The organism is Bittarella massiliensis (ex Durand et al. 2017) (assembly GCF_017566145.1).
GTDB classification, from domain to species: Bacteria; Bacillota; Clostridia; order Oscillospirales; family Ruminococcaceae; genus Bittarella; species Bittarella massiliensis_A.
Map to the genome: position 1 here is coordinate 88994 of NZ_JABFCL010000007.1, position 13561 is coordinate 102554.

Annotated in this window: 9 protein-coding genes, 1 tRNA gene and 1 riboswitch; of the genes, 6 read left to right on the forward strand and 4 right to left on the reverse strand. The window is 65.4% G+C overall.

Annotated elements, in window-relative coordinates; all coding sequences use genetic code 11:
* Positions 1 to 94 precede the first annotated feature (94 nt).
* Both HJY11_RS08815 and HJY11_RS08820 read right to left on the reverse strand, forming a co-directional pair.
* Positions 95 to 1663 (reverse strand): sensor histidine kinase, encoded by a 1569-nt coding sequence (locus HJY11_RS08815; RefSeq protein ID WP_208075599.1) that lies wholly within the window; start codon positions 1661 to 1663, stop codon positions 95 to 97.
* Complete coding sequence (locus HJY11_RS08820) at positions 1650 to 2327, reverse strand: response regulator transcription factor (RefSeq protein WP_208075600.1); 678 nt, start codon at positions 2325 to 2327, stop codon at positions 1650 to 1652. The genes HJY11_RS08815 and HJY11_RS08820 overlap by 14 nt, the downstream gene beginning before the upstream one ends.
* Before the next feature lie 165 nt (positions 2328 to 2492).
* Between HJY11_RS08820 and HJY11_RS08825 the strand changes: the two genes are divergently transcribed.
* Positions 2493 to 2574 (forward strand) — tRNA-Leu (locus HJY11_RS08825).
* A 293-nt stretch (positions 2575 to 2867) separates the two neighbouring features.
* A complete protein-coding gene (locus HJY11_RS08830) occupies positions 2868 to 3998 on the forward strand; it encodes a DUF4317 domain-containing protein (RefSeq protein ID WP_208075601.1) in 1131 nt (376 codons plus the stop codon).
* Positions 3999 to 4144: 146 nt separating this feature from the next.
* On the opposite strand, the gene HJY11_RS08835 is transcribed toward HJY11_RS08830, so the two are convergent.
* The gene (locus HJY11_RS08835; protein WP_208075638.1) at positions 4145 to 5074 is read right to left on the reverse strand and encodes a cation diffusion facilitator family transporter; all 930 of its coding nucleotides are present in this window, start codon (positions 5072 to 5074) and stop codon (positions 4145 to 4147) included.
* A gap of 356 nt (positions 5075 to 5430) precedes the next feature.
* Here HJY11_RS08835 and HJY11_RS08840 point away from each other — a divergent pair, with 356 nt between their 5' ends.
* Positions 5431 to 6729: an MFS transporter gene (locus HJY11_RS08840; RefSeq protein WP_208075639.1), complete on the forward strand. Its 1299-nt coding sequence runs from the start codon at positions 5431 to 5433 to the stop codon at positions 6727 to 6729.
* A 65-nt stretch (positions 6730 to 6794) separates the two neighbouring features.
* On the opposite strand, the gene HJY11_RS08845 is transcribed toward HJY11_RS08840, so the two are convergent.
* Entirely contained in the window at positions 6795 to 8729 is a 1935-nt protein-coding gene (locus tag HJY11_RS08845; protein ID WP_208075602.1) for a putative bifunctional diguanylate cyclase/phosphodiesterase, read from the reverse strand.
* A gap of 232 nt (positions 8730 to 8961) precedes the next feature.
* On the opposite strand from HJY11_RS08845, the gene HJY11_RS08850 reads away from it, so the two are divergent.
* The 3 genes from HJY11_RS08850 (at position 8962) to HJY11_RS08860 (ending at position 13389) form a co-directional block, all read left to right on the forward strand.
* A complete protein-coding gene (locus HJY11_RS08850) occupies positions 8962 to 10080 on the forward strand; it encodes a DUF2974 domain-containing protein (protein WP_208075603.1) in 1119 nt (372 codons plus the stop codon).
* Positions 10081 to 10271: 191 nt separating this feature from the next.
* Positions 10272 to 10462: riboswitch (cobalamin riboswitch) on the forward strand.
* A gap of 138 nt (positions 10463 to 10600) precedes the next feature.
* Positions 10601 to 12703, forward strand: coding sequence for a ribonucleoside triphosphate reductase (locus tag HJY11_RS08855; RefSeq protein ID WP_208075604.1), 2103 nt, complete (start codon positions 10601 to 10603; stop codon positions 12701 to 12703).
* Positions 12700 to 13389, forward strand: a complete 690-nt coding sequence (locus tag HJY11_RS08860; protein ID WP_208075605.1) for an anaerobic ribonucleoside-triphosphate reductase activating protein — start codon at positions 12700 to 12702, stop codon at positions 13387 to 13389. Before HJY11_RS08855 ends, HJY11_RS08860 begins: the two co-directional genes overlap by 4 nt.
* Positions 13390 to 13561 lie beyond the last annotated feature (172 nt).

A 13561-nucleotide genomic window follows, 5' to 3' on the forward strand; every position in this document is an offset into this window, starting at 1 on the left:
CGTTTTGACAGGGCTGTTTTTGGTTGGCGATGTGTCCCGAGCGGGGGAGGCAGGGAGCGCGGGGAACCAGACGCCGCCTCCAGCGGCGGAGGGCTCAAGCCGAGATGCCGGCCGGGGGGTCTGCCCCCTCTGCCAGGGGGAGGGCGAACCAGAAGGTGGTGCCGGCGGAGCTGCTCTCCACCCCGTAGGGCAGCTGGTGCAGTTCCAACACCCCTTTGACGATGGAGAGCCCCAGCCCGGTGCCCACGGCAGGCCGCTTGTGGCTGCCGGTCTGCTTGTAGTAGCGGTCCCAGATATAGGGCAGGTCGTCCGGGGCGATGCCCTTGCCGGTGTCCCGCACCTGCAGGTAGGCCATCCCCTCCCGCACCGTCTGGCCGACAAAGACGGTCTTGTCTGCCCCAGTGTAGGTGACGGCATTGTTGACCAGGTTGTAGAGCACCTGGTAGATTTTGCTCTCGTCGGCCTGGACCTGCGCCTCCCGGTCGGCTGACCAGATCAGCCGGTAGCCCTGGGGGGCCAACAGGGCCCCCAGCCGCTCCACCGTCTCCCGACCCAGTTCGGTGAGGGAGAAGCGGGTGGGGGTGAGCTTCTGGGCTCCCGCCTCCAGCTGGGAGAGGTCGAGCACGTCGGTCACCAGGCTGCTCATCCGGTTGACCTCTTCCAAAATTACGTTGAGGTTTTCCGGGGTGTTTTCCCCGGGCAGATCCCGCATCATCTCGGCGTAGCCGGCAATCAGGGTCAGGGGGGTGCGCAGGTCGTGGGAGATGTTGGCCACCAGCTCCCGCCGCAGGTGGTCCACCTTGGAGAGTTCCCCGGCGGCGTAGTTGAGGGTCGCAGCCAGTTCGCTCACCTCCCGGTAGCCGCTCTCGTGGAAGGTGACGCTGTAATTGCCCCCAGCCAGTTCCCTGGCCGTCTGACTGATGCTGACGATGGGGGAGGTGATCCGCCGGGAGAGAAAGAGGGCCAGCACCGCCGAGAGGGCCACCAGCAGCAAGCTGATGTAGATGAGCTGCACCTGCAGCGTCTGGGTGGTGGTGCTCACCGGGGTCAGGGGGGTGCTCAAAAAGAGGTAGCCCTCCTCCCCGCCGGGAAGGGAGACCGCCGTCCCCAAAATCAGGGTCTGGATGTTGTCGATGGTGCTGTCGCGGGGCTGGATGTTCAGTTCGGGCGGGGAGAGTTGGGTGGGGAATCTGTTCTTGCCGAAGAGGTAGCCCCCACCGTCGTCCGCGGCGATCCAACTCTTGTACTGCAGCCGGGGGGCCGAGACGAAGAGGATCTCCCCCGAGGTCTCGATCTGGGCGGCCAGCTGGTCGATGGTGTTGCTCCCCAGCCGGGTGATGGTCTCGCCGGGGCTGGTGACCACGCTGTAGCGCAGCTGCCCCTGGGTGGTGTAGATGGCGGCGGCCACCCCCTCCTTCAGGGCCAGGGTGGCCAGAAAGTCCTCCGGGCTCTCTTGGCGGGCCAACTGCCGCACCACCTGGGCCCGGCAGTCCTTCAAGTTTTGCTCTTTGATGGACTTGTAAAAGCTCTCCAAAAACACCACCTGAAAGAGCCAGAGGCAGCCCAGCATCACCGCCACAAAGCAGAGCAGGTAGACCAGCAGCTTCCACTTGATGCCCAGCCTCCGCCGGCCTTGGCGCCCGGGGCGGCTAGCGGTCTTCAAAGCGGTAGCCCACCCCCCGCAGGGTGGTGATCAGCCCGGCGCAGTCGCCCAGCTGGCGGCGCAGCAGCTTGATGTGGGTGTCCAGGGTCCGCTCGTCCCCGAAAAAATCGTAGCCCCAGACGGTGGTGATCAGCCGCTCCCGGCTCAAGGCGATGCCCCGGTTTTTCACCATGTAAAAGAGCAGGTCGTACTCCTTGGGAGAGAGGTCGACTGGCTCCCCCTTCACGTAGACCAGGCGGCCGGTGAAGTCCACCGTCAACTCGCCGCTGGTGTAGATGTCCTTCTTGGCCCCCTCGGCGCCGCCGGAGGCCCGCTTGGCGATGGCGGCGATGCGCAGCATCAGCTCCTTGGGGGAGAAGGGCTTGCAGACGTAGTCGTCCACCCCCGCCTCAAATCCGCGGATGCGGTCGAACTCCTCCCCCCGGGCCGAGAGCATCAGCACCGGGGTGTCGGTGAATGTGCGGATTTTCTGGCAGGTGGCAAACCCGTCCATCCCCGGCATCATCACGTCCAGCACGATCATGTCAAACGGCTCGCTCCGGCAGAGAGCCACCGCCGTTTCGCCGTCAGCCGCCTCTTTCACCTGGTGCCCCTCGTGCCGGGCATACTTGGCCACCAGCTCGCGGATGCGCGCCTCGTCGTCGACCACCAATAAGCGCATCAAAACCCCTCCTCCAGCTGTTTTTCTGCTATTATACAGCATATCGGCACAATGTGAAACCCGTGTGAAGGGGGCTCTCTAGGCCTGGAAGGAGATTGACAAAGCGGGGGAATGTGGGGTATCATAAAGGGGCACAAGGCGGCCGCCGGCCGCCTTGTGCCCCTGTGTGCGGGAGTGGCGGAATGGCAGACGCGCTGGTCTTAGGAGCCAGTTCCTCGGAGTGTGGGTTCAAGTCCCATCTCCCGCACCAACCAAAAAGGGCCGGGAGCCAATGCGCGCTCCGGGCCTTTCCTTTGCCCCCAACCGCCCCTGTGCGGCCTTTTTAACAGCAGTGGTGTGGGGGCCGCAGCGGTCGCAGCTGCACCGCCCCCCAAAAGGAGAGGGGCCGCCGCGGGGATTTGCAGACGGTGTTTTTACAGCCGCATCGCCCCCACAAAATGTCGGGCGCCGCCAGAAGGGGGATGCCCTTTATACAGGCTATTTGCAGAGGGGCCGAGGGCATATCGCCCCGCTCCGGACAGAGCGAAAGGAAGAGAGATTGCCATGACCGAACGGGAAATCGCCGAGATCCGCCGCCGCTACCGGCCGGAAAAGACCAACATCACCCACCTGCGGGGCTGCTATGTCAACGAGAAGAAAGAGATCGTCTCCCAGTTTGACCAGCCCCTCTCGATGATGAGCGAGGAGGAGGCGGAGAAGATCCTCGCCACCCTCAAGCGCACCCTCTCGGGGGCCCAGGGCCGCAACCTCTTTGACGTGGAGTTCGCCACCCAGCAGGTGGTGGACAGTGAGGAGCACCGGCTGCTCATGTCCCTGCGCAGTTCCGGCCTGGGGGACGAGGAGGCGGTGCAGGCCTTTTTGCAGAAGGTCATCGCCTCCCTGGCGATGGAGGGCAGCTACCTCATCCTCCTGGCCCACGAGACCTATGACGTCCCCTACCGATCGGCCGACGGGGGGCGGCAGGACGACGCCTCCGACCAGGTCTACACCTATTTCCTCTGCAGCATCTGTCCGGTCAAACTCACCACCCCCGCCCTGAGTTACTTTATCTACGAGAACAAGCTCTCCAACCGGCCGGCGGACTGGCTGGTCTCCCCCCCTGAACTGGGCTTCCTCTTCCCCGCCTTTGACAGCCGCTGCGCCAATATTTACAGCGCCCTCTACTACACCCGCAACCCCGCCGAAAACCACCAGGAGTTCGCCGGCGCCATCTTCAACCGGGAGATCCCCATGCCCGCCACCGAGCAGAAGGAGACCTTTCAGTCCCTGTTGGGGGAGAGCCTGGGAGAGGACTGCAGCCTGGAGGTGGTGCAGGCGGTGGAGGACCAGCTCACCGAGATGATCGAGGCACACAAGGAGCGCAAAGAGGAGGAGCCCCTGGCCGTCTCCAAGTACGCTGTCAAGCGGGTGCTGGAGGGCTGCGGGGTGCCGGAGGAGCGGCTGAGCGCCTTCACCCAGCGCTACGACGAGGCCTTTGGCCCCGATTTGGACTTGAGCCCCCGCAACCTGGTCAACGCCCGGGCGCTGGAGGTCGCCACCCCTGACGTCACTGTCAAGGTAAACCCCGAGCGGGGGGACCTGGTGGAGACCCGCGTCATCGACGGGGTCCGCTACATCCTCATCCGCGCCGAGGAGGGGGTACAGGTCAACGGGATCGACATCCACATCTCCTAGTCCCCTGGCAGAGGGCGCGGTGTCCCGACGGATGGGCGGGCCTGGCTTGCAGCTGAATGCAAGCCAGGCCCGCTTTTTTGTGAGGGACGTGGCGCTTTGATCCCTTTGGCAGAAAGGGGGGAGACTCCCCGATGGGATGGGAAGACCTACCCCTCGCCGCCGAAAGCACCCTTCTGCCCGACGGCGTTTTGCTGTCCGCCCTCCGGCCCGGTGGCGATGGCTCTTTCCGGGCGGGCCGGGTTGACGTGCACCATGCAGTGCTTGATTTGGGGGAACTCCGCCTCGACGGCCCGGTGCACCCCCTCTGCAATTCGGTGGGCGGCCTCGAGGGAGAGGCGGCCGTCCACCGCGATCTCCATGTCCACATAGGCCCGGGCCCCAAACTGCCGGGTGCGCATCTCGTCCAGTCCCGCCACCCCCTCCCGGGCGCGGACGGCCGCGGCAATGGCCTGCACCGTCTGGGGGTCGCAGGCTTTGTCCACCATCTTCTCCACCGCGTCGCAAAAGATGTCCAGGGCCGCCTTGCAGATGAAGAGACTGATGACAGCGCTGGCCAGCGGGTCGAGGATCGGCCACCCCAGCCGGGCCCCCAAAATCCCCACAAAGGCCCCCACCGAGGAGAGGGCGTCGGAGCGGTGGTGCCAGGCGTCGGCCATCAGTGCCCCTGAACGCACCCGCCGCGCCGCCCGCCGGGTGTAGCGAAACATCCACTCCTTCACCGCGATGGAGACGGCCGCCGCCGTCAGGGCCAGCGTCCCCGGCGCCGCCAGTTCGCCCTGTCCGCCGCATATCTGGGCGATCCCCTGGGCGCCGATGGCCGCCCCGGTGGCTGCCAGAATCGCCGCCAGAAGGATGGCGGCCACGCACTCCAGCCGTTCGTGGCCGTAGGGGTGATCCCGGTCGGGCTGCCGGGCAGCCAGGTTGATACCCCCCATCACCACCAGGGTGCTGAAGACGTCGGAGGCGGAGTGGACCGCGTCGGACACCATCGCCCCCGAACGGGCCAACAGCCCCGCGGCCAACTTGAAGGCCGTCAGCGCCAGGTTGAGCGCAATGCTCACCCTCGACACCCGCATGGCCACCCGCCGTCCCTCGTCTGCCTCTCTCACAGCAATTCCCCCCTTATCTCGCGCCGACGCCCTCTTTGCCGAAGGGTGTCGGCGCACCCCCAGCCTATGCGCCGGGCCCGCCGCAGTTGACAAGAGGGGGAAGGGGGCGGTACGATAGAGAAGACTTTTGAGAGAGGGGGCGTCGGCTTTGCGCCTTTGCATTGCAGGAGCTTCGCGCAAGGTCCGCTAGTCGGGCGGCGCTGCGCGAAGCAGATAGAAAATAGACGTATTCCACCCGACAGAGGGGCTTTGCGCGTTTGGAACAGCCATCCGGCCTGGCCGGAAATCCAAACAAAGGAGCAAAGTCCATCGTGTTTTCCAAAATGAAAGTCCGCTACCGCGGCCTGGGGGCCTTTTTTGTCCTCTGGTCCACCCAGTCCCTCTCGGCCCTGGGCAGCGCCATGACCAGTTTTGCCCTGGTGGTCTGGTCCTATCAGCAGTGGGGTTCGGCCCTTTCCACCGGCCTGCTCTCGGTCTGCTCCTACGCCCCCTATGTGGCCCTGAGCATCTTCTCCGGCGCCTTGAGCGACCGCTGGGACAAGCGAAAGACCATGCTGCTGTGCGACGGCGCGGCGGCCCTCTGCACCCTCTGCGCCCTCGCCCTCCTGTACACCGGGGGGCTGGCCATGGGTCACCTCTACCTTCTCAATGCCGTCAGCGGGTTGATGAACACCTTTCAGCAGCCCGCCTCCGACGTGGCCGTCAGCCTGCTGGTCCCCCGGGAGCAGTACCACCAGGTGAGCGGGCTGCGCGCCCTCTCCAACTCCCTGGTCACCGTTCTCGCCCCCGTCCTGGCCAGCGCGGTCTTTGCCTTTGGGGGGCTGGGGGCGGTGATCGCAGTCGACCTCTCCACCTTTGCCGTGGCCGCCGCTGCCCTCTGCCTGGCCGTCCGGCTCCCCCGCACCGCCGCCGAGGCGGGTCCGCGGGAGCCGGTCTGGCAGGTGGCGAGGGCGGGGCTCGCCTTTCTCGCCCAAAACAGGGGGGTGCTCCACCTCATCCTCTTTTTGGCCGCCATCAACCTCACCGCCTCGATGTACAATGCGGCCCTGCCCGCCCTCCTCCTTCCCCGGGCCGGGGGAGGGGAGATGGCCCTGGGGCTGGTGAACACCTGCGCTGGCCTTGCCAACCTGGTGGGCAGCGCCGCGGTCTCCCTGGCCCCGGTCCCCAAAAGCCGGGTGCGGGTGATCATGGGGGCCCTCCTCTTCTCCATGAGCACCGAAAACCTCCTCCTCTCCCTGGGGCGGGGGCTGCCGGTCTGGTGCCTGGGGGCGGTGCTGGGCTGGCTCTGCATCCCCGCCATGAACGCCAACCTCGATGTGCTGCTCCGGCTGCACATCCCGGTGGAGATGCAGGGCCGGGTCTACTCGGTGCGCAACGCCCTGCAGTTTTTCACCATCCCCCTGGGATACCTGGCGGGGGGCGCGCTGGTGGACGGGGTCTGCGAGCCCCTGATGGCCGCCCAGCCCGCCGGCAGCCCCCTGCGCGCCCTCTTTGGCGAGGGGAAGGGCGCGGGGGCCGCCCTCCTCTTTTTCTTCCTGGCGGCGCTGGGGGTGAGCACCTGCCTCCTCTTTCGCCGCTCCCGGGCCATCTGGGCCTTGGAGGAAGAGACGACCCGCCGGTAACTGGCAGAAAAGAGCGCCCGTCCCCTGTGAAAAGGGGGCGGGCGCTCTCGCCGTTGGGGCAGTCTTTAGCGGGCGGGAACTTCGGCGGCGAGGAAAGCGGCGGCTTCGGCCCCGGGCAGGGGGCGGGCGTAGAGAAAGCCCTGGATCAGTTCGATGCCGCAGTCGAGGACAAAGCGGTTTTGCGCCTCGTCCTCCACCCCCTCGGCCAGCACCTGCATCCCGATGCGGTGAAAAATTTCGGTCAGGGCCCGGACCATGGCGGCGGTGTTCTCCTGCTCCACCGCCGCCCAGATGAGGCTTTTGTCCAGCTTGACGGTGTCAAAGGGCAGGGCCAGCACCGAGCTCAAGTTGGAGTAGCCGGTGCCGAAATCGTCCAGCCCCAGGCGAATGCCCATCTGCCGCATCTCCCGGGCGAACTCGCCCACCAGTTCCGGCTTTTCGGCCAGGGCGGTCTCGGTAAATTCGATCACGATCTGGGAGAAGGGGACGCCGCTGTCCCCGATGATCCGGCGCACCCGCTCCACCACCCCCGGCTGCCCGAACATCACCGCCGAGAAGTTGACGTGCACTCCCGCCACCGAAATGCCCTGCTCTTTGAGGGAGAGAAGGTAGCGGCAGACCCGCTCCAACACCTGATAGGTCAGTTCCACAATGTCGCCGGTCTCCTCGGCCAAGGGGATGAACTCCGCCGGTGAGACCGGGTCGGCGGGGGTGCCCTCGATGCGCATCAGCGACTCGGCGTAGAGAAAGCGCCCGCTGGACACCTCGTAAATGGGCTGGTAGCGCAGGGAAAAAGCGCCCTGGGAGCAAGCCCGCTTCACCGCCTGCAACACCTGTTCCCGGCGGCGAATTTCCCCCAGCATGGCGGGTCCGCAGTAACAGATGTTGCGGCCGGGCCGGCGCTTGGCTTGGGAGACGGCGTAGGCGACCCCGCCGGCCAACCCCTCGCCGGTGTCGGCGCTGTTGGGGTACTGCACCACCCCCATGGCCCAGGGCAGGGCGCGCAGGTAGTTGCCGGCCCGCCAGGGGAGGGCCATCCGCTCCCGAATGGCCCCCAGCACCCGGCCCACCTCCTCCCGCCCGCCGTCGCGGATGAGGACGGCGAACTCGTCCCCGCCAAAGCGAAAGACGTTTTTCTCCCCCGCCAGCTGCCGCAGCCAACCGCAGACCTCTTTTAAAAAGAGGTCCCCCACCGACTGGCCGAAGCGGCTGTTGATCTGCTTGAAGTCCCGCAGGGAGAGGACCGCCACTGTAAAGGTGGGGAGCCGCTTTTCAAAGAGGAGCAGGTCGATGAGGTTGACCAATTCCTGCCGGTTGGGCGCGCCGGTGAGGGAGTCCAGAGCCATCTGCTTGTTTTGCAGGTGCAGGTAGATGATGAGCAGGGCGCAGGTCGCCGCCGAACCTGAGAGGATGACGGTGGGGTAAAACTGCTGTACCAAAATGACCACGAGGGCCACCGCCGGAAAGGAGAGGAGGATGGTTCGCGTCGAGCGCTCCACCTCCGCCCGAAAGCGCAGCACCAACAGCAAGCTGGCGGCGCAGTAGGCGTAAAAGAGCAGGTAAGTCAGGGCGATCCATTCCCCCTGCCGGTAGCCGCCCTCGGGGGTGATAAAGAAGAGCTTGCCGTTGAGGGGGTCGGCCAGGACCAGCAGGGCATAGAGGGCGCCGAGGAAAATCCCCCCGGCAAAAACCCAGCGCAGCAGGGACTTTCCCTTGCAGAGGATGGCGGCCGAGTAGAGGAAATAGGCCAGCCCCATCAAAGGGGTGCAGACAAAATAGAGGGTGGTCACCCCCCAGACCAGCCATTGGGGAGCTAGGCCGGGGTGCATCAGCAACAGGGTGGAGAGGATGTTTGTGGACACCGCCAAAAAGGTGACGGTCAAGCAACCTTGAAATACCCGGTTTTTTAAATTGGGCAGCGGGCTGCCCCGGCGGGAATACCCCCAGATGATGAGCAGTATGACTGCCGAAACGCACTCCGGCGCGATGTCCCAGCGCATGCAATCCCTCCGCCGCCCCGCAGGGCAAAAATAGAGAATCGAGAAACAAAGGCTAAAAACGTGTCAAAATGGTAGAGATAAATTCATCATAGCCGAAACCCTTCAAAAAAGCAATGAAAATTCACCCCGCCTCTCTGTTTGGCGCTGGGAACAAAAAGGGGTATAATAAAAGACAAAGGTGTGCCCGGCGCTGGGGGAAAACGCGGCGCGGGGCGCAGGGAGGGTGGACGCTTTGGGCAATATCTTTGACTATCTGGATTGGCGGGGCGACCTGCGCTTTGACCAGGCGCCCTTTACCTGTGTGGACGACCTCATTCTCTGCCGGCTGTCCTATGTCCCCTTTGACGGGGTGGTCCCCCCGCCGGAGGAGGGGGGACAGATTCCCCTGCGCCAGGCGGCGCAGCGGCTTTTCTCCCCGGCCTTTGCCCGCCAGGCAGAGCCGATGTGGGGGCGCGACCGCGACCTGCTGCGGGCCCTGGCCGCCAGCACCCGCTTTGGCGAAATGCCCCTTTTGGGCTATGTCAACGACGTGGACGCCGACGAGCAAAAGCAGTTTTCCGCCCTCTGCGCCCTGCCCGGCGACGGCACTGGCTTCGCCGCCTTCCGGGGGACCGACGACACCCTGGTGGGCTGGAAGGAGGACTTCAACATGGGCTTTGCCACCCCGGTGCCCGCCCAGAGAGAGGCGGTCTCCTACCTCTGCCAAGCGGTGGGGCGGGGGCCGGAAAACTGGCGGGTGGGGGGCCACTCGAAAGGGGGCAACCTGGCAGTCTACGCCGCCGCCTTCGCCCCGCCGCCGGTGCAGAGGCGGCTGCTCTGGGTGCAGAACAACGACGGCCCCGGCTTTGACGGCGGGGTGCTGGACAGCCCGGGTTACCGGGCGGTGCGGGAGCGGGTGCACACCTACCTGCCCCAGTCCTCGGTGGTGGGGATGCTGTTGGAACACGAGGAGGCCTACACGGTGGTCCACAGCGGCCAGGTGGGGCTGATGCAGCACGACCTCTACTCCTGGGAGGTAAAGGGCCCCGATTTTGTCTGCCTCGACGAGGTGAGCGCCAGCAGCAAGTTCATCGACAAGACCCTCAAGGACTGGGTGGCCGGAATGAGCAGGGAGGAGCGGGCCACCTTTTTCGACACCCTCTACCAGCTGTTGGCGGGCACCCAGGCCAAAACGGTGGGAGAGCTCTCCGGCGACTGGCTGCACAGCGCCGGGGCGGTATTGCAGTCGCTCAAAAATGTGGACGAGGACACCCGCCGCCTGATGGGCCAGGTGATGGGCGGCCTCTTTCGCTCGGCGCGGGAGAACCTGCGCACCGCCCGCCCCCGCCCGGAGGCGGGCGAGCGGGGGTAAGGGCCTTCTCCCCGACGCTCTGCCCAAACCCCGCCGAGGGCGTCTCCATGCGCCCTGGCGCGCAAGTCCCCCTTCCAAAAACGGTCTGTTACAGCACTTTTTTGCCGCAAGATCGGCAAAATGACGGTTGACTGGGTGCACAAGATGTAGTATGATTTGACCAATCTGTTTCAGAATCAAACTAGATATGGAAACGAAAGCACGTGGGTGCCCGGCCTGTCATCGGGCCGGGCGGCAACAGGGAAGACGGGTGAAAAGCCCGCGCGGTCCCGCCGCCGTAAGGAGAGAGTGCGCCCCAACTGCCACTGGTCCCTGGGGGGCTGGGAAGGCGGGGCGCGCGTGGAATCCGAGCCGGAATACCTGCCCGCTGTGCGCGCGCTGCCACGGTGTATGGCTTCAAGCGGGCTCTGGTGAGTGACCTTTGTCGCGCCCCCGCCTGCCTCGGCCGGCGGGGGCTTTTCAGTGCTCTGGGCGTCTCCAGCGGGTTTCTGAAACCACTTTGATGGGAGGACACAATACGATGATTGAGTCGATTCGCAAGCGCAGTGGGGACATCGTCCCCTTCGATCCGGAGAAGATCACCTGGGCCATCTTCAAGGCGGCCGCCGCCGTGGGGGGAGACGACTGGCAGCGGGCGGAGGAGCTCTCCTCCCAGGTGGTGGAGATGGCCGCGGCCCGCACCGGCGTGCTGGACGTGGAGGAGGTGCAGGACATGGTGGAAAAGGTCCTCATTGAAAACCGCCACGCCCGCACCGCCAAGGCCTACATCCTCTACCGGGAGAAGCGCCAGGGCGCCCGGGAGGCCAACGCCCTCATCGGCGCCACCATCGACATGTTTTCCCAGTATCTGGACGACATGGACTGGAAGATCCAGGAGAACGCCAACACCCAGAAGTCCATCAACGGGATGAACAACTACATCCGCGAGGCCTTTACCAAGCAGTACTGGCTCCACGAGATCTACCCCGAGGAGATTCGCCGCGCCCATACCTCGGGGGACCTGCACCTGCACGACCTGGGCTTTTTCGGCCCCTACTGCGCCGGTTGGGACCTGCGCCAGCTGCTGATGCAGGGCTTTGGCGGGGTGCCCGGCAAGGTGGAGAGTGGCCCGGCCAAGCACCTGCGCTCCTTTTTGGGGCAGATTGTCAACTCCACCTTCACCACCCAGGGGGAGTCGGCCGGCGCTCAGGCCTGGTCCTCCTTTGACACCTACTGCGCCCCCTTCATCCGCTACGATCACATGGACTACGCCTCGGTGAAGCAGGCGCTGCAGGAGTTTATCTTCAACCTCAACGTCCCCACCCGGGTGGGCTTTCAGTGCCCCTTCTCCAACCTGACCTTCGACATCGTGGTCCCCTCCACCCTCAAGGACCAGTGCGTGGTCATCGGCGGCCAGCCCATGGACGCCTGCTACGGCGACTTTCAGGCCGAAATGGACCTGCTCAACACCGCCTTCTGCGACGTGATGATGGAGGGGGACCGCCACGGCCGGGTGTTCACCTTTCCCATCCCCACCATCAACGTCACCAAGGAGTTTGACTGGCAGAGCCCGGTGGTGGACAAATTCATGGAGATCACCTGCAAGTACGGCATCCCCTATTTTTCCAACTACATCAACTCCGACCTCTCCCCCGAGGACGCCCTCTCCATGTGCTGCCGGCTGCGGCTTGATACCAGCGAGCTGCGCAAGCGGGGCGGCGGCCTCTTCGGCTCCAACCCCATGACAGGCTCCATCGGGGTGGTCACCCTCAACCTGCCCCGGCTGTGCTACCTGGCCCAGGACGAAAAGGACCTGATGCAGCGGCTGGACGGGCTGCTGGAACTGGCCAAAAACAGCCTGGAGATCAAGCGCAAGACCATTGAAAAGCAAACTGAAAATGGGATGTACCCCTACTCGGCCCACTACCTCGAAGAGGTCAAGGCCCGCACCGGCTCCTATTGGTATAACCACTTCAACACCATCGGCCTGGTGGGGATGAACGAGGCCTGCCGCAACTTCCTGGGCTGTGAGATCACCGCCCCCGAGGGACAGCAGTTCGCCCTGCGGGTACTGGGCCACATGCGCCAGGTCATCACCCGCTTCCAGGAGGAGACCGGCCACGTCTACAACCTGGAGGCCACCCCCGCCGAGGGGACCAGCTACCGCCTGGCCCAGCTGGACCGGAACCGCTACCCCGACATCCTCACCGCCGGGGAGGAGGTGCCCTACTACACCAACTCCACCCAGCTGCCGGTGGGCTACACCGACGACATCTTTGAGACGCTGGACCTGCAGGACGAGTTGCAGTGCATGTACACCGGCGGCACGGTGCTCCACCTCTACCTGGGCGAGCAGATTCGGGACATCGAGGTGGCCAAGGCCCTGCTGCAAAAGGCCTTTACCAACTACAAGCTGCCCTACCTCTCCCTGACCCCCACCTTTTCGGTCTGCCCCGAGCACGGCTACATCAGCGGCGAGGTGTACAGCTGCCCCGACTGCGGCGCCGCCACCGAGGTGTGGAGCCGGGTGGTGGGCTACCTCCGCCCGGTGCAAAACTTCCACAAGGGAAAGAAGGAGGAGTACCGCCAGCGGGTCAAATACGTCATCAAAGAGGGCGAGCTCTCCGAGGCGGCCGCCCAGTGAAGATCGCCGGCATCCAGCGCACCAGCACCATCGACTTTCCCGGGGTGCTGGCCTGCGTCCTCTTCACCCGCGGCTGCGACACCGACTGCTTTTACTGCCACAACCGCGATCTGTTGGGCCCCGGCGACTGCCTGCCCGAAGGGGAGGTGGAGGCCTTTTTGAAAAAGCGCCAGGGGCTGCTGGACGGGGTGGTGGTCAGCGGCGGAGAGCCGCTGCTCCAACCCGATCTGGAGGGGTTTCTGGCCGCCCTCAAGGCCATGGGCTACCGGGTCAAGCTGGACACCAACGGCCGCCAGACCCAGCGGGTGCTGGCCCTGGTGGAGGCGGGGCTCTGCGACTACCTGGCCATCGACTGGAAGGCCCCCCGTCAGCAGTACCTCCAGGTGTGCGGCGTCCCCCCCGAACAGGGGTACGACGCCACCCGCGCCACCCTCTGCCAGCTGGCCAAGAGAGGGGCCCCCTGTGAGGCGCGGACCACCCTCTACCCCGGTCTCACCGCCAGGGCGCTGGTGGAGTTGGCAGGGCAGCTGCCCCCGCTGCCCCGCTACCGGCTCAACTTCTTTCGCGCCCCGGCCTGCGCCCGGCAGCGGCACCTCCCCCTGCTGGAGCGCCCCTTCCTCACCCCCGAGCAGGTGCGGGCGGTAGAACCCCAGCTCCGGGCCCTGCAACCCGGCCTCACCTTTTGAAAACAGCTGTTTTTTGAACGCGGCCCAGCGCGGGAGAGCGGCAACGCTCTCCCGCGCTTTTTGCGGTGCGCCCTTTCTCCCGGAGCGTTTGGCGGGGCCGGTGGCGGCGACTTCCCGCCCCTGCACAGGGGAGCGGTGGGAGACAAAAAACACCATTTTTTTACAGCTGATC